Genomic DNA, 25166 nt, shown 5'->3' with positions numbered 1-25166 from the left:
TAGCAATCAATGAACATTTGATCATGAATGGAGGAGTGATGTTCAGCGGGCCCGCTGGACGCGCTGTTCGTCCCACACGGGGTCGGCGGACTCGTACACCTTCCCGTCGGACCCGAACACCAGGAACCGGTCGAAGGTCCGGGCAAACCAGCGGTCGTGGGTGACTGCCAGGACGGTTCCCTCAAAGTGGTCGATGGCCCGTTCCAGGGCTTCCGCGGAGTGCAGGTCCAGGTTGTCCGTTGGCTCGTCCAGCAGCAGCAGCGTGGCACCGCTGAGCTGCAGGAGCAGGATCTGGAACCGCGCCTGCTGGCCGCCGGACAGCGACTCATACTTCTGTTCCGACTGGCCCGCGAGGCCATAACCGTCCAGGGCGCCTGCCGCCGCCTCGCGGCCCAGCCCCGAACGGTGCTCATCACCGCGGTGCAGGATTTCCAGCAGCGTCTTGCCCAGGAGATCGGGGCGGACGTGCGTCTGGGCGAAGAACCCGGGCCTGATCCGCGCCCCCAGCTTGACGGTCCCCTCGTGCGGAACTTCCGCAATCTCCACATCGGAGACGGGCAGGTGCTCGCGCTCCGGATCCGTGCCGCCGGTGGCCAGCAGCCGCAGGAAGTGTGACTTTCCGGAACCGTTGGAGCCCAGGACGCCCACCCTGTCGCCGAACCAGATTTCGGTGGAGAAGGCTTTCATCAGCCCGCTGAGTTCCAAGCGTTCCGCCACGATGGCCCGCTTGGCGGTCCGGCCGCCCTTGAGCCGCATCTGCACGTTCTGCTCGATGGGCAGCGCCTCCGGCGGCCCTGCCTCAAGGAACTTCGCGAGGCGGGTCTGGGCCGCGTGGTACCGGTTGGCCATGTCGGAGCGGAACGCGGCCTTGTTCTTGTACATGTTGACGAGTTCCTTGAGCTTGATGTGCTCCTCGTCCCAGCGCTTGCGCAGCTCCTCGAACCGGGCGTTCCGGTCCGCCCGCGCCTCCACGTAGGAGGCGAATCCCCCGCCGTGGATCCATGCGGCGGCACCGTTGATGCCGGGCTCGAGCGTCACGATCCGCCCTGCCGCGTTGTTCAGCAGTTCCCTGTCGTGGCTGATGAAGAAGACGGTCTTCCGGGACTCATTCAGCTTGTCCTCGAGCCAGCGCTTTCCCGGGACATCAAGGTAGTTGTCCGGTTCGTCGAGCAGGAGGAGGTCATCGGGGCCTGCGAACAGCGCCTCGAGCACCAGCCGCTTCTGCTCACCGCCGGAGAGGCTCGACGCCGGGCGGTGCTGTGCGCGGTCGAACGGCAGTCCCAGCGCGGCCATGCAGACCTCGTCCCAGACGGTCTCCACGTCGTAGCCGCCGGCGTCGCCCCAGTCCACGATGGCCTGGGCGTACCGCATCTGGGTGGGCTCGTCGTCGTGCTCCATCATGGCCAGCTCGGCATCATCAACTTCACGGGCAGCTGCCGCAAGGGCCGGGGGAGCGGCGGACACCAGGAGGTCACGGACCGTGGACCCGTCCCGGACCTGGCCCACGAACTGGCGCATGATGCCCATGTTCCCGGAGCGGCCAATGACTCCCTCATCCGGCAGGAGGTCGCCGGCGATGATCCGGAACAGCGTGGTCTTGCCGGTGCCGTTGGGCCCGATCAGGGCAGTTTTGGTGCCGTCCGGGACCTTGAAGGTCACCCCGTTGAGCAGCTGGGTGCCGTCTGAGAGGAAGTAGTCGATGCCGGAAACGTCAATATGGGCCACGGACTCCATCTTCCCACGCCCCGCCCCCGGAGTCTTTGTCCACGCACGCGGCCACAGCAGCGCTCAAGTCCGCATGCGTGGACAGGAGCTCTAGCCGGCGGCGGTGAGGAACTGCTTCAGCAGCGGCCCGGACGTGGTGGCACCCAGGCCGCCGTCCTCCACGAACACCGCCACGGCCAAATCGCCGTGGACTGCCACGATCCAGGCGTGGGTCTTGGGCGGATTTTCGGTGCCGAACTCGGCGGTTCCGGTCTTGGCGCCGACGGGTTCGCCCGGCACGCTGGCGAGGAACCCGGCGTGCCCGGACGTGACCACCGCGCGCATCATGTCCCCCAGCGATGTGGCCTCGGCTGCCGTGATCGGTTTGTCCGATGCGGTGGAGGGCGCTTCCGCGGTGGCCGTGGCTGACGGTTTGGCTGCCGGCGCGGTGGACCCTGCGGTCGTTCCGGCGGCGGGAGCACCGGCGTCGGGGTTCAGGACAAGCTGCGCCGAGACCGGGGCGCCCTTCGCAACAGAGCCTGCCATGATGGCCGCGGCCAGCGGGGAGAGCAGCACCTTGCCCTGACCGATCATGGACGCGGCATGTTCGGTTCCCTCGGCCTGGCCCGGGACCGAGCCGAGGAACGCTTCGGCACCGAGCCTGGGCGCTTCGACGGCGACCCCCATGGAGGTGGCGGCGGCTTCAAGCTGCGACTGCGAAACGGCGTCGCGCTGGGAGATGAAGGCCGTGTTGCAGGAGTGCGCGAAGGCGTCCCGCAGCGTTACCGACCCCAGGGAGGTTTCCGGATAGCCCTCGGAGTTCTTGAAGGTGCGCCCGTCCACGGTAAGCGTGGGGGTGCACTGGACGGTGGAGTCCGGCGTCATCCCGTTGCGGAACATGGCGAGCGAATCAACCATCTTGAAGATGGAGCCAGGCGCGTACTGACCCAGCATGGCCGTGTTGTAGCCGTTGCTGCCGGGGCCGGACGCGGCTGCGAGGACGGCGCCGCTGGAAGGGCGGAGGGCCACAATGGCCGACGCCGGCCCAACACCTTCAAGGGTGCTTTCGGCCAGTGCCTGGAGCCGGGGGTCCAGGGTGGTCTTCAGCGGTGTGCCGGGCTTGGGTGCCACTTCGAAAAGGACGCGCCGGGGGTCGGTTGCCGAGGACTGGATCTGTTCCCGTGTCAGGTCCGCCCGCTGGGCACGGATAACGACGGCGTCCGTGCCGCGCAGCTGCTTGTCATACTGTTGCTGGAGCCCACCGATGCCCGTGACGTCACCGGCGGCCAGGGCACCACCGGACGCTTCGATCTGTTCCGCCGTCGCTTCGCCCACGGAGCCGAGGACGGCGCGGGCGAACGTCCTGCTCGGGGCCAGGGGGATGGATGCGGGAATGGCGCGTGCGCCGGGAATCGCCTGGATCTGCTCATTGGTGATGGTCCGGCCCTCCTCGCGGAGGGTGATGGCAGAAACAAACGCCTGCGCTCCGGCTGCCTTGACCTGCTGGACGTAGCCGGCCGGGTCCACTCCCACCAACGCGGCCAGTTTGCCGGCCGAATCGGCAGGGTCCGCCGTTCCGAGCTGGGGCTTGTCGATTCCCACATTCACCACTGGGCGGTAGGTCACCAGCTGCGCATCGCCGGCACCCAGGATGTCGGCACGCGGGGGAGACTGGGATCCTTTGGTCACGATCTCGCTGTCGGCAAGGCCGGGAACCAGAATGGCCGGTTCCCAGAGCGCCAGCCATTTATCGCCCGACTTCTTGAATTTCGCCGATACCGTGTACTTCCACTCGGCGTCGCCGAATTTCCAGCTGTAGGCCAGCGGCGCGGACGCGTTGTCGCCGTCGAGGGTGGGCTCTCCGGCCTGGACGGCGGGCTTCTGCGGGTCCAGGGACGCGAACACCGCGTGCAACTGTTCGTTGGCTGCGGCGGCGTCCTTGCCGTCGAAGGCCACAGTTCCCACGTCCAGCGCCGAGACGGCGGTGGCGAGCTGCTGTGCCGCTGCTTCCGCTCCGGATTTTCCGTCATCGCAGGACACCAGGGTTGTGCCCACAATGAGCGCGGCTAAGGCAAGCGAAAGTTTTGTTGATTTCCCCATCGCGCCATTATCCCCCGGCGCGTGGTCAGCCGATGCCCAGACCCGGTACCGGCAGCTTGAAGATGTCTTTGAGCGCGTATGTGGCGGCGTGCAGGCCAGGCATGCCGGTCACTCCGGGTCCGGGCGGCGTGGAGGAGGAACAGAGGTACACACCCAGCAGCGGCGTCCGCCAGGGAACGGGGGAGGCCACCGGCTTCTGGACCAGCCCGCGGACGTCCATGATCCCCGCGCTGAAGTCGCCGCCGATGTAGTTCCGGTTGTACTGGGACAGCTGGGCGGCCGTGATGGCGTGCGACTCCACCACGAGGTCACGGAATCCGGGGGCGAAGCGTTCCAGCTGTGCGGTGATCTCCTTTGTCATGTCCTTCGTTGAGCCGGCAGGGACATGGCAATAGGTCCAGAGGGTGTGCCGGCCGCCGGGCGCGCGGCTGGGGTCGAAACGGGACGGCTGTGCCACCAGCACGTAGGGCTGTTCGGGATGGCGTCCTGCGCTGACCTCATTCTCCGACCGCGCCAGTTCAGCCCTGGTTCCACCGACGTGGACGGTGCCGGCATCGGCGAGTTCGGGGGCCTGCCACGGAACCGGTCCGGACAGGATGAAGTCCACCTTGCAGGATCCATTCCCGTAGCGGAAGGCTTCCAGGGCCCGCCGGTAGTGGTCCGGGAGGGAATCCCCTGCCATGTCCACCAGCCCGCGGGGCGCGACGTCCAGGAGCGTGGCCCGGGTGGCGGGGAGCTGCTCCAGCCGGTCGATCGGGGTTCCGGTGTGGATGGTTCCCCCGTGGGCGCGGATATCGTCCGCAAGCGCTGCAGCGATGGTGGCGGAACCGCCGCGCGGAATGGGCCAGCCCGCGGCATGCCCCAGGGCGCCGAGCATGAGCCCGGCACCCGATGCGGCGAGGGACGGCAGGTGGGAAACGGCGTGGGCAGCCACACCGCTCAGCAGTGCCGGGGCGTACTGTTCGCGGAACCGGACGTTCCACATACTCGTCCCTTGCTCCAGGGTCCGCAGGCCGTATGCCAGGGCAACCAGCGGATTGCGGGGTATCCGCAGGAGCTGGTTCTGCGTGAAGTCCATGACGTCGTCGATGTTCCGGACCAGCGGTTCCATGAGCCGCCGGTAGGCCGGTCCGTCGCGGCCCAGGCCTGCGGCGGTCCGGTCCAGCGATGTGTAGGCCAATGCCGCCCGGCCGCCGTCCAGGGGCGAACCAAAGGACACCTCCGGCGTGATGAGGTCTATCCGGCGGGGCAGCTCGAAGGCACGGAAGAAGGGGGACGCCAGCGCCATGGGATGCACCGCGGAGCAGACGTCATGGAAGTGCCCGGGCTGCATCAGCTCGGAGGTCCGCGTGCCGCCGCCAATGCTTTGTGCGGCCTCGAAGACCTCCACGGACAGTCCGGCGCGTGCCATGACGGCTGCCGCGGCGAGACCATTGGGTCCGGATCCCACGACGGCGACATCAGGCATGGGAGCTTGCCTTCGGCGAAAGCGGTGGCCGTCCTGCGCGAAGGAGGATCCGGTCGGGCGCGTTGGCGAATGGTCCGCCGTGGGGGTCGTCCAGGTGGTGGCGGCGGATGGGGTCGTAGGAGGGATCGTAGATGTCCCACGTGACCCGGGCCATGAGGTAGCCCACCGCGAACATGTGCGCGGCAACGGCAAGGACGTAGTAGGGCATGTCCAGGTTGTGTTGGGAAGAGCCGGCGCTGGTCACTTGTCCAAGGTACATCCAGATCGCTGCCCAATGGAGGCCTTCGATTCCCTGCCAGATGAGGAAGTCGCGCCACCGCGGCCTTGCCAGGGCAAGCAGCGGGACAAGCCACACCACGTACTGCGGCGAATAGACCTTGCTGGTGAGGATGAAGGCGGCAACGACCAGGAAGGCAAGCTGCGCCAGCCGTGGGCGGCGGGGAGCGGTCAGGGCCACGGCCGCTATGGCAAGGCATGCGGCAGCGAAGCACACGGCCGACAGTAGGCTGACGGAGTCGGCACCGAGGCGCGACCATCCAAGCCTGCCGGCCACCAGGTCGTAGGCGAACCAGGCCGAACTGTACCCGGCACCGCGCTCGGCGCTGTACTGGAAAAAGTATGCCCACCCTGCGGGGTTGGCTGAGGCGAATGGCAGGTTGACCAGCAGCCAGGTGGCGCCGGTACTGCCGGCCGTGGCCACCAGGGGCCGCCACCGGCCGGTGCGGATGGCCAGGAGCAGGATGGCCCCCAGGACCAGCAGGGGGTAGAGCTTGGTTGCGGTGCCCAGGCCGATGAGGACGCCTGCAGCCAGGGGGCGGTCCCGGGCGAAGAAGTACATGCCCCATGCGAGCAGGCAGGCGGCCCAGAGGTCCCAGTTGATGGTCCCTGCCAGCACCAGTCCAGGGGCCACTGCCACCATCGCGGCATCCCACGGCCGCCGGCCGGGCATGCGGGCTACAGCCAGGACGGTGGCCATCGCCACCGCAGCGAGCAGCAGGACGTTGATATCGAAATAGGCCAGGGCGCGGGCGTCGATGTCTCCGCCCGGCACCAGCCAGGACGTCACGCCCGCGATCAGCGCGATGAGCACCGGGTATTCGAACTGGCTGCCGCGGCCGAGGATGGGGAAGGTTCCCCCGGCGATGCCCCGGTTCCGGAACAGTTCGGGAAAGTCCGAGTAGCACGTGGCGTAGAACTGCGTCGGCGTCTCCCAGCCGTTGGCCCGGCAATAACCTTTCAGCAGGATTCCCACCAGGGCTGCCATGGCCGTAAGGACAATGAGGATCCGCTCCACGGTGAAGATCCCAGGGGACACCAGTCCGGGCTCGGACCTCTTTCCCAGCGGACCGCCGAGGACTTCGGTGAAATTCCGCAGCAGGACATCGCTGCGGCTGGGAACCACGATCCGGGACCGTCGTCCACTCTCCGGCGGCTGGGTCTGGTGCATGGAATCGAGCTTACAGCCGGCCCCGGTTCCGGACCCGGGGCCGGCTGTAAGCGCAGCCCGCCGAGCTCTGGTGCATGAGCACGAAAACGTCGTTCCGGTGCTGCTCGAGCAAAGCGACGTTGAGGGAACTGCGGCGCTGCAGTGGGCGGGACAGAAGTCCAATGATCTTCCGCATCAGAGGGACACCTCCTTTCTTTGATAATTGGGCAGCGAAAATTGCGCGGCGGATTAGCACCGCGATTAGTCGCACAAATACGGCTAATTACGGCGCGGGGATCCTCAGGAAGGGAAATAGGGAAATTGCGCGCGGACACAATTACGGAAAGGGAAATATCCCGGGAGCCAGGAGTGGACTGCCGCAATGCCCGGGCATCCGGACACAGGCCCGTTCGGACACGAAGCGGGCGCTACAGCAGTGGCAGTTCCAGTGAGGTCAACGGGAGAGCCCGGAAATCCCGGCTGTGGCGGGAGCCCGCTTGCCGGCGCGTGTTAGCGGCGTCGCGGCGCGCGGAGAATCCTCCGGGAGCCGGAATTGACCGAAGCCACGCGCGCCGGACCAGCAAAGGCCGGGAAGGCATTGATGATGGCATTCCATTCGCCAGTCAAAGTCATCATTTTCCCAACCTCCTTTTCTGCGGTCCGCTGCATGGTGTGCATTGCGGTCAACGGACCCCGGCACAATGCTTCGGGGTCAGGAATAAAGGTACCGCAGAATTACCGGCAGAGCCAGCAATTCCCGGAGAAAAAGCAAAAAGAAACAGAAAAGGGGATTTCAGAGGCCCCAACGCACAATGGCGGGCGTCTTCTTGTCCCAGCCGAGGGTGCATACCTTGGCCGTGCCCAGGATGAAGTGCCGCCCTTCCGTGGCGGGCAGCTCCAGCCACCGCGCGGTGAGAATGCGGGAGAAATGGCCGTGCGCCACGATCAGCACGTTGTCCATGCCGGATTCCAGGACGCGGCCAATGATCTTGTCCGCCCTCGCGGCCACCTCGTCCAGCGTCTCGCCGTTGGGAACCCCATGCGTCCAGATCAGGTAGTCGGGGTTGTCCTTGCGGATCAGGTCCGAACTGATGCCCTCATAGTCCCCGTAGTTCCACTCCACGGCGAGGGGCTCGTGCCGGGCGTCGGGAAAGCCTGCGAGCTCGGCGGTGCGCCGTGCACGCCGCAGGGGGGAGGTGAGCACCAGGTCGAAGTCGACGTTGTCCAGCACCTTCCGGGCCTCCACCGCCTGCTGTTCGCCTTCCACGGTCAGCGGCAGGTCCGTGAGGCCGGTGTACTGCCCGCTCTTGGACCACTCGGTTTCACCGTGCCGGAGGATCCAGAGCTGGGGGCGCGGTGCGAAGGCGGCGTTGGTCACTTGGACTCCTCGGTGGAAGGTTCGACGGCGGCAGGAACGGTCCCTGCGTCCGGTGCGGCAGGTGCAGATTCAGGTTGTTCGGCCCACCAGCGGAGCAGGCGCGCCTCCGCTTCCCCGAGGGGCAGGGGCCCGTACTCCATCCGTTCATTAAGGAGGAACTTGTAGGCGCGGCCCACCAGCGGCCCCGGCTTCAGGCCGAGCAGCTCCATGATCCGGGCGCCGTCCAGGTCCGGGCGCACGGCGTCCAGGGATTCCTGTTCACGGAGGGCTGCGATGCGGGACTCGAGGTCGTCGTAGGCGAAGGACAGGCGCTCGGCCTTGCGCTGGTTGCGGGTGGTCACGTCGGAACGGGTGAGCCGGTGCAGGCGCTCCAGCAGGGGACCGGCGTCGGTGACGTACCGCCGGACCGCGGAATCGCTCCACCCGGCGTCGCCGTAGCCGTAGAAGCGCATGTGGAGCTCCACAAGCCGGGCAACGGCCTTGGTGGTGTCGTTGTCGAAGCGCAGCGCCTTCATCCGTTTGGTGGTGAGTTTGGCCCCCACCATGTCGTGGTGGCGGAAGCTCACCGCGCCGCCCGGTTCGAAACGTCGCGTCGCCGGCTTCCCGACGTCGTGCATCAACGCTGCAAAGCGCAGCACGAAGTCCGGCCCGGGCACGGGCCCCTCCGCGCCGGTTTCCAGCTCGGCCGCCTGTTCCAGGACCTGGAGGGAGTGCTGGTAGACGTCCTTGTGCCGGTGGTGCTCGTCGGACTCGAGGCGGAGGGCGGAGACTTCGGGCAGCACATGCTCGGCCAGCCCCGTTTCCACCAGGAGGTCGATTCCTGTCCGCGGCCGGGCGCCGCAGACCAGTTTGACCAGTTCATCCCTCACCCGCTCCGCGGAAATGATCTTGATGCGGTCCGCCATGCCCGTCATGGCCTCACGGACGTCGTCCCGGACAGAGACACCCAGCTGCGAAGCGAACCGGGCGGCACGCATCATCCGCAGGGGATCGTCGGAGAAGGACTCCTCCGGTGCGCCCGGCGTGGCCAGCACGGAGGCGTGCAGGTCCCGGACGCCCCCGAACGGATCCACCAGCTCCATGGACGGCAGCTTCAGTGCCATGGCGTTAATGGTGAAGTCACGCCGCAGCAGGTCATCGGCCAGGGAAGAGCCGAAGGCCACCACCGGCTTGCGGGAGTCGGGATCGTAGGCTTCGGCGCGGTACGTGGTGATCTCGATCTGGAACCCCGCCTTGCGCATGCCGATGGTCCCGAATGCCCGGCCAATCTCCCAGAAATTGTCCGCCCACTTCTTGATCAGCGCCACGGTCTGGTCCGGGGTGGCGTCGGTGGTGAAGTCAAGGTCCGGCGAGGTCCGGCCCAGGAAGAGGTCACGCACGGGCCCGCCCACAAGGGACAACTCATGGCCGGCATCCACGAAGCGCTGCCCGAGCTCCAGGACCACCGGGGCCACCTTGAAGTCGACAGTATGGGAATCAATCTTGTGATGTGCGTGCGCCATAGTTCCTTAAGCTTGGCAGAAACCAGCGCCGCGGCAGTCCAAAAAGCTGCCAGGATCGGCGTTCTTTCCATTACGTCCCGCAAAGTGCGTCATATGCCGTCCATGTTGGTGTCATGTTCCGGTCATCATGAAGGGGCAACTGTCGTTAGAGTGGACTCCATGGCCCATCCAGTACCGAGCGCTCCCGGCAGGAGGACAAACGCACCATTGCCGTCGGCAATCGGTGCGCACGTCGCCCCTGCCCAGCAGTCGGCACCGGCATCGCTGCCCACGGTCGAGGAAGTCTCCGCCGGCGGCGTCGTGGTGGACACCTCCGACGCCGAGCTGCGGGTTGCGATCATCGCCCGCCTTAATCGCGGCGGACGGCTCGAGTGGTGCCTGCCCAAGGGGCATCCGGAGGGCAAGGAAAACAACGAAGAGGCTGCGGTTCGGGAGATTGCCGAGGAAACCGGCATCGAAGGCAGCATCCTGGCGCCCCTTGGCAGTATCGACTACTGGTTCACCGTCAGCGGCCACCGTGTCCACAAGACCGTGCACCATTACCTCCTGCGTGCCACCGGGGGAGAACTGACCATCGAAAACGATCCCGACCAGGAAGCCGTGGACGTGGCATGGGTGCCCATCCAGGAACTGGCCCGGAAGCTGTCATTCCCCAACGAGCGCCGCATCGCAGACCTCGCCCGCGAGGTCCTGCCCGGACACCTCTAGAAGGCCCACACCGCCGTCGTTGCCGTGTAAAGCGTTGGCGGGTGAGACGATGAACTCGATGTCAGCTACCAACTTCCCTTCCGACAGGTCCGGCCGGCCGGACGACGCGGCACCCGACGGCGTCCCCCCGGAACCGGCCTCACCGGACATTGCCCAGCCCGCGGCTGCGGGCGCCAGCGAGACGCGTTCCAGCGCCATCATGGCTGCCGGGACGCTCGTGTCCCGCTTCCTGGGCTTCGGCAAGACCTGGATGCTCGGTACCGCCCTCGGCCTGGGATCAACGGTCAACGACACCTTCATCAACGCCAACAACCTGCCCAACCTGATCTTCCTCCTGGTGGCCGGCGGCGTCTTCAATGCCGTGCTGGTGCCGCAGATCATCAAAGCCAGCAAGGCGCCGGACCGGGGAGCCGACTACATCAGCCGGCTGCTGACGCTGGCCGTCCTGCTCCTCCTGGGCCTCACTGCACTGGTGACCCTGGCAGCGCCGGCGGTCATTGAGCTGACAACGCAGGGCTATTCGCCGCAGCAGAAGGCACTGGCGGTCACCTTCGCGTTCTGGTGCCTGCCGCAGATCTTCTTCTACGGCCTCTATGCCCTGCTCACGCAGGTCCTGAACGCCAATGGCGCTTTTGGCCCTGCAATGTGGGCCCCCATCCTGAACAACGTGGTGGCGATCGCCGGCCTGGGCATGTTCATCTGGATTTTCGGCACCAACGAGTTCAATCCACACACTTTGGACAACTGGGGCAGCACGCAGACACTTTTCGTCGCCGGCTTCTCCACCATCGGCGTGCTGTCCCAGACGGCCATCCTGATGGTTCCCGTGATGCGGCTGAAGCTCGGACTCCGCCCCCGTTTCGGCTGGCGCGGCGTGGGACTGGGCCACGCAGCCAGGCTGAGCGTGTGGACGCTCCTGACCGCCGCCGTCGGCCAGCTGGCGTTCCTGTATGTCATGCGCATCGCCACCATTCCCGGCGCCGAACGCATCCGGCTGCAGCAGGCGGGCGACCCGTCCGCCGCCACCCTTCCCGGCAACGCGGTGCTGGAGGTGGCCAGCCAGCTGTACCTGCTGCCGCACTCGATCATCGCCCTGTCCCTGGCCACGGTCCTGTTCAACCGCATGACCCGCGCATCCCAGGACGGCAACCGGGCGGAACTGCGCGACGCGCTCTCGCACGGCCTGCGGACCATGGCCGTTGCCACGGTTTTTGGCGCCCTGGCGCTGTTTGCGCTGGCCGGTCCGCTGGGGATGTTCTTCTCCGGCGGCCTGCGCCAGGACGGCGTGATGCTGGCACAGACGCTCACGATCCTTGCGCTCAGCACCCCCTTCATGAGCGCCAACTTCATGATGTCCCGCGTCTTCTATGCCAACGAAGATGCGCGCACGCCGTTCTACGTCCAGCTGCTGCTGGCCGTCGTATACGTGGCTGGCGCCTTCGCCATCCAGTTCCTCCCGGTCAACCAGATCATTTACGCCATCGCCGTCCTCTATATGGCGGGCAACATCCTCTCGGTGGTCATCAGCGCGTTCTTCCTCCGGCGCATGCTGGGCCATTTGGACGGCGCGCGGATCGCCAACTCCTACATCCGGATGGGGTACGCAGCCCTGGGCTCGGCGATCGCCGGCGCGGGCGCCCTCTGGCTCATGGGCAGCTATAGCCCGGACGGCTTTGCCTGGCAGAACCGGATCACCGCGCTGGTGACCGTCATCGTGGTTGGGCCCGTCATGCTGGTGGTCTACTTCTTCCTGCTCAAGCTGTTCCGGGTCTCCGAACTGCGCGACCTGCTGCGCCCGCTCCTGGGACGGCTGGGCCGCGGCCGCCAGGACGGACCCTCGGATGCCGGGACCCCGCCGTCGTCCGCCCCCGTCCACGCCGGCGCGGAACGGGGGCCGCGTGCAGAGCGGGCCACCACGTCGGTGGACACAGGCCTGATTCCCCGCATTTCCGGCGAATTCGACGCCGTTTCCTTCCGTGCGGGCCCGGATCCGGAGCGCGGTGCGGGGCGCCAGGAAACGTACGACGACGGCACGCGCCACGGTGCCGACGACGCCTACCTGCCGGCGGAGGACCAGCCCAGCACCGCCCGCGGTGGGCTGCTCCGCGAGCAGATCCCGCTTCCAGGGCGCCGCACGTTCCAGGGGAAGGCCGGGGAAAACCCGCATTTCAAGTCTCGGCGCAGGCGGAAGAAGTGATACGCGGGCGGTTTCGGAACCGTCTTCTCCACGGCCGTCCGGGCCGGATCGGCTAGGATCGAACAGGTACAGGGGTAGTTGCATTCAGGGTTAGCCGCACGCGGGACCTGAACGGCGGTTGCATCATCCAAGCCGGCAATTCCGGACAGCCTAGGAGGAACACGTGTCCAACCCGATCGATGTCGGATCAGTACTTGGCGGCCGCTATAAGGTCACAGCCACGGTATTGGCCTCGCACGACCACGATCTGGTGCTGGATGGTGTGGACCAGGTCCTCAACCGCCCGGTCAGCATCCTGGTTGCCGGACCGGAAAACACCGAACAGGTCGCGCAGAGCGCCCGGGAAGTTGCCACCGGCGAACGTCCCGGCACCGTGCAGGTCCTGGACCTGGGAGTCACCGAGGCCGCTACCTACCTGATCACCAACCACACCTCCGCCGCTGACCTGCTGGATCTCGTGGTGGCCACCAACCCTCCCTATGTTGAGCCGTTCTTCACTGACACCCTGGGCAGCGAAATCTTCGGCCAACCGCGCTCCCATGAGCCCGAGCCCTACGACGACGAAGACAACGTCGAGGCCGGTTACATCAACTACCAGGACAGCCACCCCAGCCAGGTTGATCCTTACCGTTCTTCTCCTGCTGCGCCTCCCCGGCCTCCCGTCCGTCCTGCTGCAGCGGCCGCCGGCGGAGTTGCCGCAGGTGCTGCCGCCGGCGCAGGTGCCGCTTCGGCTGCGGCCAGGTCGGGAGCCGGCGCATCGCGGGTCGATCCCGATGCCACAGCAGCCCAGCCTGTGCAGTATGCCGCCGATGACACCGCTTCCGCGGCGCGCTCCGGTTCCGGTTCGGGTTCCGATTCGGGGCAAGTGGACACCGGACCTGTGGAAACCGGCCCGGTGCGCGCTGCTGGTCCTCTGGACACTGGAACGCCCTCCGGCGCGCCTGCCGGGGACCGTCCAAGCGCCGAACAGGCCAGTGCCACAGGGAAGCCGAAGGTTTCCCTGTGGTCGGATGACGATTACGCGCAGGCGGGGGATCAGGACCACTACGAGGATATCGACGACGAACGTGATTCCCAGCCGGTCAAGGGCAAGTCGGCACTCTTTGCCCGGACTGCAACCCCCGCGGCGGCCGGCGTCACCTTTGCGGACCACGACGATGACCGCGATGAGTCCGGGACGCAGCCACGTTCCATGCGGTGGCTGGTGGGCGGCCTCCTCGCTGTTGTGCTCATTGCCGGCCTGATTTTCGCTGTCACCAACCTGGGCAGCCTGTTCACCCCCGAACCGCAGGCCAAGGCTACTTCCCCGGTCACTAACGCGCCGCAGGCTTCCGCGCCCGCAAGCCAGGCCCCCCAGTCCGCGCCGCCCGCAGCACCGCCGGCGATCGAAAGCGTCAGCCGACAGGGGAACTTCGACTTCGCAGCCACCTTCGACCGGGATCTGGTCAAGGCCTACGACGGCAACGCGGCCAGCTACTGGTCGGACATGGAGTTCGCCACTGAGAACTGGGGCGGTTTGGCCCCGCAGGGTGTGCAACTCGTGGTGAAGCTGAAGGCCCCTGCACCAGTGTCCTCGGTTACGCTTTCCCAGCTCGGTGGGTCGGGCGGAAACATCACCGTCTACACCAATGACCAGCCTTCATTGGATGGTGCCAAGACTGTGGGGACCAACAGCTTTACGTCCACCGAACTGAACATCCCCGTGGGGGAGCCCGTTAAGGCACAGTACGTGATTGTTTCCATCAATTCGCTTCCCAAGCTCGCCGCGCCGAAGACGCGCTACGGATACGGCCTCCGCCTGGCGGAGATCAAGGTCCAGTAGCGCTCTTCGACCTTTGCAGGCTCAGTGGCCGTTGCCGTGCAGGCGACGGCCACTTTTGTGACCGACCACGCTTGTGCGCTCTGTTACCTCCGGGCCAAACGTACGCCTTGGGGACTGTAATCTGGGAAGGGCGCCCGGCAGACGGTCCTCCCGTGCCGTCTCTGACGGATCCCTTGCTTGGGCGCTGGAATATTCAGCATGCAGCCGCAGTTGTGCCATGTGGCCGGCCTCCACCTGGAGGCGAGTCGAACAAGGAAGAGGTTCACCGTCCAGTGACCATCGCAGAAAGCACGGCGTCCGACGTACGTGATGTCATCATCGTGGGCTCGGGCCCGGCAGGCTACACGGCGGCCGTCTACACCGCCCGCGCCAACCTCAAACCACTGCTGTTCGCAGGATCGGTCACCGCCGGCGGTGAGTTGATGAACACCACCGACGTGGAGAACTACCCTGGATTCCCTGAGGGGATCATGGGCCCGGACCTGATGGAGAACTTCGAAAAGCAGGCGGCCCGCTTCGGCACGGACATCCAGTTCGAGGACGTCACCGCACTCGAACTCGAAGGACCGGTCAAGTCCGTCACGATCGGCACTGGCGAAACCTTCAAGGCCAAGGCAATCATTCTCTCCACCGGCTCGGCGTACCGCGAACTGGGCTTGCCCAATGAAAAGCGCCTTTCCGGCCACGGCGTCAGCTGGTGTGCAACCTGCGACGGTTTCTTTTTCAAGGATCAGGACATCGCCGTCATCGGCGGGGGAGACTCGGCGATGGAGGAGGCATTGTTCCTCACCAAGTTCGCCAAGTCCGTGACGGTTGTACACCGCCGGGACACGCTGAAGGCCTCCAAGATCATGGCCGACCGGGCACTGGCTCACGAGAAGATCAATTTCGTGTGGAACAGCACAGTTGACGATGTCCTGGGTGTGGACAAGGTCACCGGTTTGCGACTCAAGAATCTTGTGGATGGAAACTTGACCGAGTTGTCCGTGACCGGTGTGTTCGTGGCCATCGGCAATGATCCCCGCACGGACCTCGTCAAGGATGTTTTGGACCTGACGCCCGAGGGAACCATCGCAGTGGAGGGCCGCAGCTCCAGGACCAGCGTCCCGGGTGTCTTTGCAGCTGGTGATGTTGTCGATCCCACCTACCGCCAAGCCATCACTGCCTCCGGCTCAGGTTGTGTGGCGGCCATTGACGTCGAGCACTACCTCGCCGACCTGCACGCATAGTCCGCGCTACTGATATCGAAAAGAAAGAGAAGGTCATGAGCAACGCAAAAGACGTAACTGATGCAAGTTTCGGAACCGATGTGCTGTCGTCCGAAAAGCCCGTCATCGTCGATTTCTGGGCTGAATGGTGCGGTCCATGCCGCAAGCTTGGCCCCATCCTCGATGAGATTTCCGTTGAGTACGGTGAGAAGGTCGACGTCGTCAAGGTCAATGTCGATGACAACCCTGCTATCGCCGCGGAGTACGGCATCACCTCCATTCCCGCCGTGTACCTCTTCCAGGGTGGCGAAGTGAAGAACACGGTAATCGGTGCTAAGCCGAAGCAGTTCTTCGAAAAGGAATTTGCTGACGTCCTCTCCTAGGAGTTTCCCCGGAGTAGCCAGGATCAGATCCTGTTTTCGACGTGGCCACCGCTCGACAAGCGGTGGCCACGTCTTTTTTTGACCACATAGCGTCGTCTCGAGCCGTGGACGAAGTCCGGATGCGCGTCGATGTTTCACGTGAAACGGCTGGGGAATAGCTGTAGATGGGGATGGGCACCATCCCCATTGACCATTCCATCCCCAGTCCGGAGGCTAATCCACCGGCGCAGTTGCGAGTGAACCGCTCGCGACCTTGACTCGCATACCCGCCGCTCGTTTCCGCCGCCTCCTGATAGACACAGCTACTGACCGGCATTCAAAAACCACCAGCCGGCGTAGCCCATGGACCACCTACGCCTCGGCCCTGCGACCCATCCCCATTTGATCCGCAATGACGTAACCGCGACCAACGCAGCGTCGCACTCACTTCCAAGAAGTCAGTTGCACCCCGGAGTGTCCGCCGCGCGTGACTGGACGTCCACCGCTGAAAGCAGAGCACGCTCCAGGCTGCCCACCGTTTCACGTGAAACATATGCGCGGTGCGGTACAGAACGAAGATGGTGTCCAACACCGCAGAACTCCGTCATGTCGGACTTTTTCAGCCTTGCGCTCGTGACTTTTATCTGATGCGCTGCCCTGGCATCAATGACCAACTGTTCACGAGATCCAGTCGCGCCCCACTCCGCCGCCCGAGGGTACAGCGCCTTCAAGCTCCCATTCACTAAGACAACGTGAAAGCTGCCGCAACATAGATCCCTTTGACGGGAAAGCTCACGGCCTAGGCGGTGCGTCGGAACCCGGATACACATCTATCGGATACACACAGCGCAGCACGGCACATACGGTTGCTGCGTCACCTATCCGAAGGGTAGCGGGGCGTTAGGGCAATCCTTGCGCTCCGGCTTTCACCCGCGACAAAGTTCTTCTACCTGCAAACTCTTCCTCAAAGTTTGGGTTTGAACAGCAGGGTTCACCCTTTACGCGTCCATCCAGGAAGGAGGAGGGCGGGCTCGGGACGAGCGGGTGGTCCGACCGAAAGCAGAAGTAACAGGGCCAGGAAAGACATGTGACCTCACAACCGGGCTCGATCTATTCAACAGGGCGCCTACCGCGCAGCAGCGCCTGAAGATAGTCGCCCCTTGTCCGACTGGACCATGATGCCAGTAGACGATGCCTAGCGTGCTCAGACCGGAAGCCACCTGAAGATGAGCAATGCACCCGCAGTAGAATCACGTTCCCCCTAGCACCAGCCGCGCGGCAACCCAGCCCAGGAGGGCTACTCATCAAGCCGTTCACCAGCGTTTCACGTGAAACGTATCGGCCCTTGAAGGGACGTGAATGACATGTGCTTCCGTCCTCTACTTTGCTGCCAGCGCCGGCCGATGGAACGCGTCAGCAGACCTAACACTGATCCAGCCCGTGGCCAGCACGCAACACGGCCTTGACAACCGTTCGCCTCTTCGCAGAGCACCGATGCCCGCGAGACCGCCCAGGGGGATGATAGGACCGCCGGAAGGGGTAGGCTGAAGGGCGCAACTATTGCGCGGGCATGGATCGTCATTGCAGCAGCGGTGAACTGACCATGTTAGCTGGGCAGCATCAGAGGGCACACTGCAGCTCCGCACCTGCGGCTCGAAGGCGGGCGGCAGCGGTCGCATTGGTTCGATCAAACGGACCGGCCCGTCCTACTCTGAGCCAGCCCATGGGCGTGCCCGCAGCAATAGGGGCGGCAATAGGCCGGTGCAGGTCGTCTGGGGTCCGGGCGTGGACACAGAGCATTCGACTCGGTCATCCCTCCCCAGCTGGCAGGTAGGTCCTAACACGGGGGGATCATCGCCAGGGTACACGCGACTGCACGCGTGGAGGAGTATGGAGCTCAGGCGCGAACAGCATAGAGTGTGGAACTCGGGAGATCGCGTGTGAACTTACCCACAAGATATCCACAGATCGGCCAGCGTATTATCCCCAAAGTTATCCACAGGCGCAGTGGTCCGCGAGAAGCGGATTCAAAGCGACCTCCAACGGTACACGTGCCTAGGGGCTGGTGGCCCGCGCAGGGCGGCAGCTCTTGTACCCCCGGCTAGTCCAATGCTTGGGATGTTGTCGGGGTGGAAGGCCGCCGTGAATTCAACCTCGGGCGCTAGTTCGGTGAGGCTCGAGGCCCGAATTGCCTCTCCGGCTGTTTCACGTGAAACACGATAGGGGATTTCGTTCGGACTTCTGATAGTACGCCGGAGGACCGGCAGATGGGTTGGTAGTAGGTCTAGTTGGACCGCTAGCTGCATCGGCCACGGTCTTATGCACACCTTTATCCACAGCGTTATCCACCGGCGTATTCATCTGTGTGGATGGAAGATTCCCGGCATCCGGCACCGTCGTGGTCCCGGATACCCGCCCCTTCAGAACCCACGGGGACAAACAAACCGCCCGAGGTCTGAGCGAAGTGCGTCCGTGCCTGGCACTGTACACCTAAGACGACAAGCAGTTCGACTGCAGGCGACAGTAGCACCCACGCCTCACACCATTGGCCTGAGGACTGCTTCAGCCTCTCGTCGCGGTGGGCTGTTCATCCCTGGTCAGAGCGCTGGCGAACTTCCGTAGGCGTCGGCGGCCGTGCGACCAGGGCAGCCGTCCAACGAGCCAGCGAAGAGAGCCAGCCGTTCTACGATGCGTTTCCCTTCTCACGTCGACTGGGGGATTAGCATTCCGCCACCTTCATCATCCCTCACACACCGGGCCCGCCCCCTCGATCTGCAGGAGGGCCGTGGCAACGGCCGCGAGGCCAGGCACCACGCGTACGCGGATCTACCGCTGCGACCACGCCAAGGGTCCGTGGCCTCCAGAGTTTCGTCCTCCGTCGCGCACCCCAGGTAGCGGCCCCTACGGCTGCATTGCCGCCGTGCTATCCACCACGTGGGGGCACGGCGAGACTGTCATACTCCCTCGGCGTTAGCCTGAACCAAGCCGGCACAGCAGCTGACACCACATGCCACCCCTCCGGTCGAAGAACAACCCACGGAAAGGGCGTGGGGGAGCATGCCCGAGGAAGGGACTATTGCTGTTGAATGGTGCGGGTGTAAAGCCGCACGCCAAGAATAGTTACCCGCCCTGGAAGGCACGTGGGCGGACTGCTTGCAGCCAGCCGGCACTACGTTCGCGTCCATGGGCGATGCGGAATGGCCCTGTCATGTGATGACGGAGAGTATGCCTGCGTCCATCGATGATTGCACAGAATCCTCGCGCAGCTTATCGGACGGCGCGCCCGAGTTTCACGTGAAACATGTGCGGCGATACTCGTCCGCGGCTTCAACATGGACAGCGAGCACTCCCGGACGATGCTGCTGCGGGCGGCCATCCAGTTATCGCCGGAGCAGGGATCCGAAGACGGATGCGCACCTGGTGTCTACTTCCTGCACTTCGCAGGAGCGAGGACCCAAGGATAGTTGAAGCGGATCCACAGCGCAGCGCCCCAAGCATTGTTTGCTCCTGCGCACTCGGATTGCGGAGCCCAGGAGCAACTGCCACAGGCAATGATCCAGGCATATCCAGCTGATGATGATGCAGACCGATGTGCCCTCGTCTCGCTGCCAACCGCAAGCGGGCTGTTCAAACCCGCATTGTGCCACCTCCACCAAAGCACGAGGACCGAGGGCGAGATATGGTCGTCAAGCAGTTTTCCCGGAAACGGGCGGTGCGCACAGGGCCATTGCGCGGCAAAGCCAGCAGTGAACTTATGTTTCACGTGAAACGCCAGGATCACTAACGTCGAGGCCGCCCCCAGTGGCTTCTAGCCCCCACTCGTTTCACGTGAAACAGAGACTGGAAGTCCATCCAAAGGTGCACCTTGCAACGTACAAGCCGACCGAAATGGTCCGGCGCCTCCGCTACACCGGCTGATAGCCACAACGCCCATAGACGCAAAGCACAAAAGGGGCTTACCGACACCACGCAAGGGCCTAAACGAAGAGCGCGCAGCGCCCCATTTCAGCATTTTCTACCTCCAACAAGGCCCATTCTGACGTGCCCGGGCAATTTACGGAGCATCCGAAGGCCCAAGACAGACGACCGGGCACAGTGATCCAATGCAGGCTATAGAAGAAGTGGCAGAACTAAGTGCGGCAAAGTGCCCAAGAGCAGGGCACCCAGCGGCCATGCTCAAGTGAATTGCAGACCCAAATACAGTGGTCTCCGGCGGTCAGGCCCGTACGCCCGCCCTCGGCGCGGCAGATAACACCAGCAACCGTGGCGTTTTTGAGCTGCATGCGGGTGCGCGAAGAGACTCACCGGCTCCAGTGCCACAGTACGCACTCACACAAATACGCAGGAGAAGGCCGATTCGTGATGAACCAGCCCTCGGGGCGGCACTGCAGCGCCTGGAACGGTGGACTCCGGAGCTCTTTGCGGATGCGGCAAGACTCTCACTGGTTCCTCTGCCACATTAGTCATCACCACAACACAAAAGAGAGCTGATCCGTGATGACTCAGCCCTCTTTTGGTCGAAGTCAGTTAGTTAGTGGATCCGGGTGCCAACACGTCCATAATCCGGTTCAGGTCTTCAACACTCGCGAACTCGATGCTCACCTTGCCCTTTCGGACGCCAAGCGAAATCTTGACGTTGGTATCCAACCGGTCAGACAAGGAAGAAGCCAAATAATCGAGACGCTCATGGCGAGCACCGGGTCTGGGGATGTTGTTCTTGGCCGGCTTCGCTGGATCCTGGTAAAGAGTAACTGCTTCCTCGGTGGCACGAACGGACATGCCCTCAGCAACGATCTTCTGCGCCAGCCGCTCCATAGCGGCTGCATCAGGAAGCGACAGTAAAGCGCGCGCATGGCCTGCAGAGAGCACACCTGCGGCGACGCGGCGCTGCACCAGGGGCGGAAGCTTGAGCAACCGGAGCGTGTTTGAAACCTGCGGCCGGGAGCGGCCAATCCTATCTGCCAGCTGTTCGTGCGTGGTACCGAAGTCCTCGAGGAGCTGCTGGTATGCCGCTGCCTCTTCCAAGGGGTTCAGCTGGCTGCGGTGGAGGTTTTCGAGGAGTGCGTCGCGCAGGAGGTCATCGTCGGTGGTGTCCCTGATGATGGCGGGGATCGTGTCCAGCCCGGCGGCCTGGACAGCACGCCAACGGCGCTCACCCATGACCAGCTCGTACGGCTCACTACCGTCTTCGGTTGATGTACGAACAACAATCGGCTGGAGGACGCCGATTTCCCGTACGGAATGCACCAGTTCAGCCATGTCGTCTTCGTCGAAGACATTTCTGGGCTGCTTCCTGTTCGGGTGGATGTCACTGACAGAAATTTCAGCGAAGCGTGCCCCGGGAACTTCCACCAGTTCGACACCCCCGTCCGTCTCCCCGGCAGATTCAAGGGGATCGCCAGGAGCCGGTGCTGCCGCTGCAGCCGCCGTCGCGGCCTGCTCCGCCGCTGGGACCGTAGACGGTCCGTTCATTGAGGCAGTAGCGGATTCCTTTGCGGCTGTGTCAGGGGCAACAGCGTCACCAGCCGCAGCCGCAGGCTCCTGCGGCTTCTCCGCGGCAGCTTTTGCACCTGCCGCAGTAGCAGCGGGTTTCGAGACGGCGCGCTTGGTTGCCGCGGGCTTGGACTTCGAAGCTGTGGACTGTTTTGCAGCGGACGGACGCTGGTCAGGAGACGGGCTCTGCTTCACGTCGTCCTTGGACCCATCAGCTGCCGGCGGCTGCTCCGCCGGCTCGGACTTCCTGCGGCCCTCTGGGAAGAAGAGATCCACCGGCCGCGATACCGCTCCGCCATTGCCTGCACCAGTGGTTGCGGCGGAACTTGGAATCAGCGCGCCAAGACCGCGGCCTAGGCCCCGTCGCTTCTCGCTCATGGGTAAATCCCTCCAGTGGTAGAGCCAGGCCCAAGCCGGGCTCCGGGCGTTGCAGTTTTGAAGATTTTAGCGTTCCGCTATTTCAGCAGCGGCTTCCAGGTAGGAAAGCGCACCGCTGGACGACGGGTCGTAGGTCATGACGGTCTGCTGGTAGCTGGGTGCCTCGGAAATACGCACCGAACGCGGAACGACTGCTGAAAGTACCTGCTCGGGGAAGTGCTGACGGACCTCCGCGGCAACCTGCGCGGCAAGGTTTGTCCGGCCGTCATACATCGTCAGGAGAATCGTGGAGACAACGAGGTCCGCATTGAGATGCTTCTGGATCATCTCGATGTTCTTGAGGAGCTGGCTCAGTCCTTCCAGCGCATAGTACTCGCACTGGATGGGGATCAGTACCTCACTGGCGGCACAGAAGGCATTGACGGTCAGGAGACCGAGGCTGGGCGGGCAGTCGATGAAGATGTAGTCGAGACGCTCTTCACCATTTTTCTCACGCGTCTTTGCATAGACATCGATGGCCCGGCGGAGCCGCTGCTCACGCGCCACCAGCGAAACAAGCTCTATCTCGGCGCCCGCGAGGTGGATCGTCGCAGGCGCGCAAATGAGGTTACCGATGTCCGGGCAGGGGGCAACAACATCAGCCAGCGCGACGTCGTTGATCAGCACGTCGTAGATGCTGTCCACGTCCGCGTGGTGTTCGATTCCCAGGGCAGTGGAAGCGTTTCCCTGCGGGTCAATGTCGATAACCAGGACGTTGAGTCCGGCCGTGGCAAGGGCTGCGGCGATATTGACCGTGGTGGTGGTTTTACCCACGCCGCCCTTCTGGTTGGAGACAGTGAAGATGCGGGTCTTCTCTGGCCGGGGGAGCTTCCGCCCCATGAGGCGCTCCCGGCGCCTCGTTTCATGGGCGAGTTCCCGCGCAATTGGGCTGGAGTCATCGATGGCATCAATGACGTTAGAGCGCCCACCAGAGGTTGTTTCACGTGAAACAGCAACGGCTGAAGAAGGAGACGCAACTGATTTCGGGTGAACTCCAGAGCGCGCTGGAACCATGCCCAAGCCAGCGACAGAACGTGCCGACCCCAATGACACAAACGGCGGGATCCGTTGTGCGGAGGCTTCACTACTGGTCACTGGGGCACACTCACTCTCGTTCAGCCAATTTTGCTGCCGTTGTCTAGCCTAACTGCTTCGGCCCGCTGACCGGCGTCAGCGGGACCGCATTAGGACTTCTTTTGGGACTTGTTTACAACGATGCGAACCACTGTGGTGGGCTCCTCCAGAAGCTCTTCACCGACAGTGATGACGGACGTCTCTACTCCGCCCAGCTTACGGATGACCTTCGCTGCCTTATCGATTTCCTCTGCAGCGCTGCGGCCCTTGATGGCCACTACTTCACCGTGGCCGGCAAGGAGCGGAATGGTCATTCCGGCCAGGTTGGTCAACGCAGACACGGCGCGCGCGGTCACCACGTCCGCCTCCACATGTCCGACGGCGAGCTCAGCCCGGGTGCGCATCACAGTGACGTTGTCCAGGCCCAGGTCATCAACCACTTCCTGGAGCCAGATCACCCTGCGCTCCAGGGGTTCGATAAGCGTCAGTTCGAGGTCAGGCCGTGCGATGGCAAGGCACAGCCCGGGCAGCCCGGCGCCGCTTCCGACGTCCGCCACATGGCTTCCGTGGGCGATCTCGATCTGGATCACCGCACAGTTCAGCACGTGTCGGCTCCACAGCCGCGGGATTTCCCGGGGCCCGATCAGGCCGCGTTCGGTTCCCGAAGTGGCCAGATGCTCGACGTACCGCTTGGCAAGTTCCAGGCGGTCGCCGAAGATCTTCTCAGCAGCGCGGAGTTCTGCTGCCGTGATGTCAACCATGATCAGCAATCTCTAGTTGGCGGATACAACAATGTGGCGTGCGGCGCCTTCGCCCTCGGACTCGCTGACCAGGCCGAGGTCGGCCACGGCGTCGTGCACGATCTTCCGTTCGTAGGCGCTCATCGGCTCAAGGGCCACCGACTTGCCTGTTTCCCTGACGGATGCGGCGGCGTCCTCGGCGATCTTCTGAAGGTGGCCGGAACGTTCCTTGCGGTAGCCGTTGATGTCCAGGACAAGCCGTGAACGGTTTTCGGTAGCGGAAAGTACAGCAAGGCGGGTGAGTTCCTGGAGGGCTTCCAGTACCTCGCCATCCTCGCCCACCAGGCCTTCGAGTCCCTCAGCTTCCTCGTCGGCGACGATGGAGATGTAGGTGCGCCCGTTGCGGACCTCGATGTCGATGTCGCCGTCGATGTCGGCGATGTCCAGCAGTTCCTCCAGGTAGTCGGCAGCAATGTCCCCCTCTTCCTCGAGGCGGCTTACGGCGGAAACCTTGGCGCCGGCGGAGGAGGCGGAATCCACGGACTCGTCCTGGTCTTCGATCTCTTCGGAAAAGGCGTGCTCAGTGCTCTCGGCTGACATTACTTCTTCTTCCTGTTCTTGCGCTGGGGCTGGACGCGCTGGCCCTTGGTCTGGATGGCTGTGGCCCCTGCTGCTTCCGGTGCCTCGTCCTTCTTGCCAGACAGGATGGAAAGGGCAGGCAGGCCCTTGGCCGCGCGGCGCTCGGCGAGGGCCTTGGCTGCGGGGGAACCGGGCGTTGGCATGCGGCGGATCACGAAGAACTGCTGGCCCATGGTCCACAGGTTGGTGGTGGTCCAGTAGATCAGGACACCGATGGGGAAGTTGATGCCGCCGACGCCGAAGACGATCGGCAGGATGTACAGCATCATCTTCTGCTGGCGCATGAACGGGCTGGCCATGGCTTCTTCAGACATGTTCTTGGCCATGATCTGCTTCTGGGTGATGAACTGCGAGGCCGTCATGGCGAGGATCATGATGATCGACAGCACCACCACGGCGACGTTGCCGGCACCGCCATGCAGCAGGGCCGCGGACAACGGGGCCCCAAAAATGCTCGACGCGTCGAACTCGACAACCTGCTCGTGGCTCATCGCCCCGATGCCTTCGCCCTGTTCCTTCGCTCCTGAAATACCGGACAGCACCTGGAACAGCGCGAAGAAGAACGGCATCTGGATCAGCATGGGAAGGCAGGCCGAGAACGGGTTGGTCCCGTGCTTCTTGTACATGGCCATCTGTTCCTGGGCCATGGCCTGGCGGGACAGCTGGTCGGTCTTGCCCTTGTACTTGTCCTGCAGCTTCTTCAGGTCCGGCTGCAGGAGCTGCATGCCGCGCTGTGCCTTGATCTGCTTGACGAATACCGGGATCAATGCGGCGCGGATGACCAGCACCAGTCCAATGATGGACAGCGTCCAGGTCCAGCCGTTCGCGGCGGGCATGCCGATGGCGCTCAGGCCATCGTGGAATCCAATCATGATGATGGAAACCAGCCACTTGAACGGGGCCATGATTGTTCCAAAGAAGTCCATAC

At 64.2% G+C, this 25166-nt stretch carries 17 protein-coding genes; 5 read left to right on the top strand and 12 right to left on the bottom strand.

Annotated features, from left to right (window positions below; all coding sequences use genetic code 11):
• Positions 1-42: 42 nt before the first annotated feature.
• The 7 genes from AC2JAJ_RS08100 to AC2JAJ_RS08070 all read right to left on the bottom strand — a co-directional run bounded on the left by AC2JAJ_RS08100 (position 43) and on the right by AC2JAJ_RS08070 (position 9578).
• Positions 43-1725, bottom strand: coding sequence for an ABC-F family ATP-binding cassette domain-containing protein (locus AC2JAJ_RS08100; protein ID WP_221384410.1), 1683 nt, complete (start codon positions 1723-1725; stop codon positions 43-45).
• A 90-nt stretch (positions 1726-1815) separates the two neighbouring features.
• Complete coding sequence (locus AC2JAJ_RS08095) at positions 1816-3804, bottom strand: penicillin-binding transpeptidase domain-containing protein (RefSeq protein ID WP_486416240.1); 1989 nt, start codon at positions 3802-3804, stop codon at positions 1816-1818.
• Between the two features lie 25 nt (positions 3805-3829).
• Positions 3830-5272: a phytoene desaturase family protein gene (locus AC2JAJ_RS08090; RefSeq protein WP_486416241.1), complete on the bottom strand. Its 1443-nt coding sequence runs from the start codon at positions 5270-5272 to the stop codon at positions 3830-3832.
• Positions 5265-6719: a glycosyltransferase family 87 protein gene (locus AC2JAJ_RS08085; protein WP_486416242.1), complete on the bottom strand. Its 1455-nt coding sequence runs from the start codon at positions 6717-6719 to the stop codon at positions 5265-5267. The genes AC2JAJ_RS08090 and AC2JAJ_RS08085 overlap by 8 nt, the downstream gene beginning before the upstream one ends.
• A gap of 10 nt (positions 6720-6729) precedes the next feature.
• Complete coding sequence (locus tag AC2JAJ_RS08080; protein WP_486416243.1) at positions 6730-6894, bottom strand: hypothetical protein; 165 nt, start codon at positions 6892-6894, stop codon at positions 6730-6732.
• 597 nt (positions 6895-7491) lie between these two features.
• Positions 7492-8076 carry a histidine phosphatase family protein gene (locus tag AC2JAJ_RS08075; RefSeq protein WP_454485447.1) on the bottom strand — a complete coding sequence of 195 codons (585 nt, stop codon included), beginning with the start codon at positions 8074-8076 and terminating at the stop codon, positions 7492-7494.
• On the bottom strand, positions 8073-9578 hold the full coding sequence (locus tag AC2JAJ_RS08070) for a CCA tRNA nucleotidyltransferase (protein ID WP_221384415.1): 1506 nt from the start codon (positions 9576-9578) through the stop codon (positions 8073-8075). The genes AC2JAJ_RS08075 and AC2JAJ_RS08070 overlap by 4 nt, the downstream gene beginning before the upstream one ends.
• A 207-nt stretch (positions 9579-9785) precedes the next feature.
• Here AC2JAJ_RS08070 and AC2JAJ_RS08065 point away from each other — a divergent pair, with 207 nt between their 5' ends.
• The 5 genes from AC2JAJ_RS08065 (at position 9786) to trxA (ending at position 15896) form a co-directional block, all read left to right on the top strand.
• A complete protein-coding gene (locus AC2JAJ_RS08065; protein ID WP_175317151.1) occupies positions 9786-10286 on the top strand; it encodes an NUDIX hydrolase in 501 nt (166 codons plus the stop codon).
• 58 nt (positions 10287-10344) lie between these two features.
• Positions 10345-12483: a murein biosynthesis integral membrane protein MurJ gene (gene murJ / locus AC2JAJ_RS08060; RefSeq protein WP_486416244.1), complete on the top strand. Its 2139-nt coding sequence runs from the start codon at positions 10345-10347 to the stop codon at positions 12481-12483.
• Positions 12484-12646: 163 nt separating this feature from the next.
• Positions 12647-14305, top strand: a complete 1659-nt coding sequence (locus AC2JAJ_RS08055; RefSeq protein ID WP_486416245.1) for an ABC transporter substrate-binding protein — start codon at positions 12647-12649, stop codon at positions 14303-14305.
• Positions 14306-14577: 272 nt separating this feature from the next.
• Entirely contained in the window at positions 14578-15534 is a 957-nt protein-coding gene (trxB, locus tag AC2JAJ_RS08050) for a thioredoxin-disulfide reductase (RefSeq protein ID WP_486416246.1), read from the top strand.
• Between the two features lie 35 nt (positions 15535-15569).
• Positions 15570-15896: a thioredoxin gene (gene trxA, locus AC2JAJ_RS08045; RefSeq protein ID WP_015939073.1), complete on the top strand. Its 327-nt coding sequence runs from the start codon at positions 15570-15572 to the stop codon at positions 15894-15896.
• Between the two features lie 4506 nt (positions 15897-20402).
• Here the strand turns inward: trxA and AC2JAJ_RS08040 are convergent.
• The 5 genes from AC2JAJ_RS08040 to yidC all read right to left on the bottom strand — a co-directional run bounded on the left by AC2JAJ_RS08040 (position 20403) and on the right by yidC (position 25164).
• Positions 20403-21746 (bottom strand): ParB/RepB/Spo0J family partition protein, encoded by a 1344-nt coding sequence (locus AC2JAJ_RS08040; RefSeq protein ID WP_486416247.1) that lies wholly within the window; start codon positions 21744-21746, stop codon positions 20403-20405.
• Positions 21747-21812: 66 nt separating this feature from the next.
• Positions 21813-22880: a ParA family protein gene (locus AC2JAJ_RS08035; protein ID WP_486416248.1), complete on the bottom strand. Its 1068-nt coding sequence runs from the start codon at positions 22878-22880 to the stop codon at positions 21813-21815.
• Between the two features lie 89 nt (positions 22881-22969).
• Positions 22970-23620: a 16S rRNA (guanine(527)-N(7))-methyltransferase RsmG gene (rsmG, locus tag AC2JAJ_RS08030; protein WP_486416249.1), complete on the bottom strand. Its 651-nt coding sequence runs from the start codon at positions 23618-23620 to the stop codon at positions 22970-22972.
• Between the two features lie 12 nt (positions 23621-23632).
• Positions 23633-24199, bottom strand: a complete 567-nt coding sequence (locus AC2JAJ_RS08025) for a Jag family protein (protein ID WP_486416250.1) — start codon at positions 24197-24199, stop codon at positions 23633-23635.
• Complete coding sequence (gene yidC, locus AC2JAJ_RS08020) at positions 24199-25164, bottom strand: membrane protein insertase YidC (protein WP_486416251.1); 966 nt, start codon at positions 25162-25164, stop codon at positions 24199-24201. The genes AC2JAJ_RS08025 and yidC overlap by 1 nt, the downstream gene beginning before the upstream one ends.
• Positions 25165-25166: the final 2 nt, after the last annotated feature.

Source organism: Arthrobacter sp. MOO21 (genome assembly GCF_057369995.2).
This window is presented reverse-complemented; position numbering and strand designations above follow the sequence as displayed.

Bases quoted from the DNA above. Each gene is read 5' to 3' on its own strand.
- AC2JAJ_RS08095 (WP_486416240.1), bottom strand. From the start codon at position 3,804: ATGGGGAAATCAACAAAACTTTCGCTTGCCTTAGCCGCGCTCATTGTG.
- AC2JAJ_RS08090 (WP_486416241.1), bottom strand. From the start codon at position 5,272: ATGCCTGATGTCGCCGTCGTGGGATCCGGACCCAATGGTCTCGCCGCG.
- AC2JAJ_RS08085 (WP_486416242.1), bottom strand. From the start codon at position 6,719: ATGCACCAGACCCAGCCGCCGGAGAGTGGACGACGGTCCCGGATCGTG.
- AC2JAJ_RS08080 (WP_486416243.1), bottom strand. From the start codon at position 6,894: ATGCGGAAGATCATTGGACTTCTGTCCCGCCCACTGCAGCGCCGCAGT.
- AC2JAJ_RS08070 (WP_221384415.1), bottom strand. From the start codon at position 9,578: ATGGCGCACGCACATCACAAGATTGATTCCCATACTGTCGACTTCAAG.
- murJ (WP_486416244.1), top strand. From the start codon at position 10,345: ATGTCAGCTACCAACTTCCCTTCCGACAGGTCCGGCCGGCCGGACGAC.
- trxA (WP_015939073.1), top strand. From the start codon at position 15,570: ATGAGCAACGCAAAAGACGTAACTGATGCAAGTTTCGGAACCGATGTG.
- AC2JAJ_RS08040 (WP_486416247.1), bottom strand. From the start codon at position 21,746: ATGAGCGAGAAGCGACGGGGCCTAGGCCGCGGTCTTGGCGCGCTGATT.
- rsmG (WP_486416249.1), bottom strand. From the start codon at position 23,620: ATGGTTGACATCACGGCAGCAGAACTCCGCGCTGCTGAGAAGATCTTC.
- AC2JAJ_RS08025 (WP_486416250.1), bottom strand. From the start codon at position 24,199: ATGTCAGCCGAGAGCACTGAGCACGCCTTTTCCGAAGAGATCGAAGAC.
- yidC (WP_486416251.1), bottom strand. From the start codon at position 25,164: ATGGACTTCTTTGGAACAATCATGGCCCCGTTCAAGTGGCTGGTTTCC.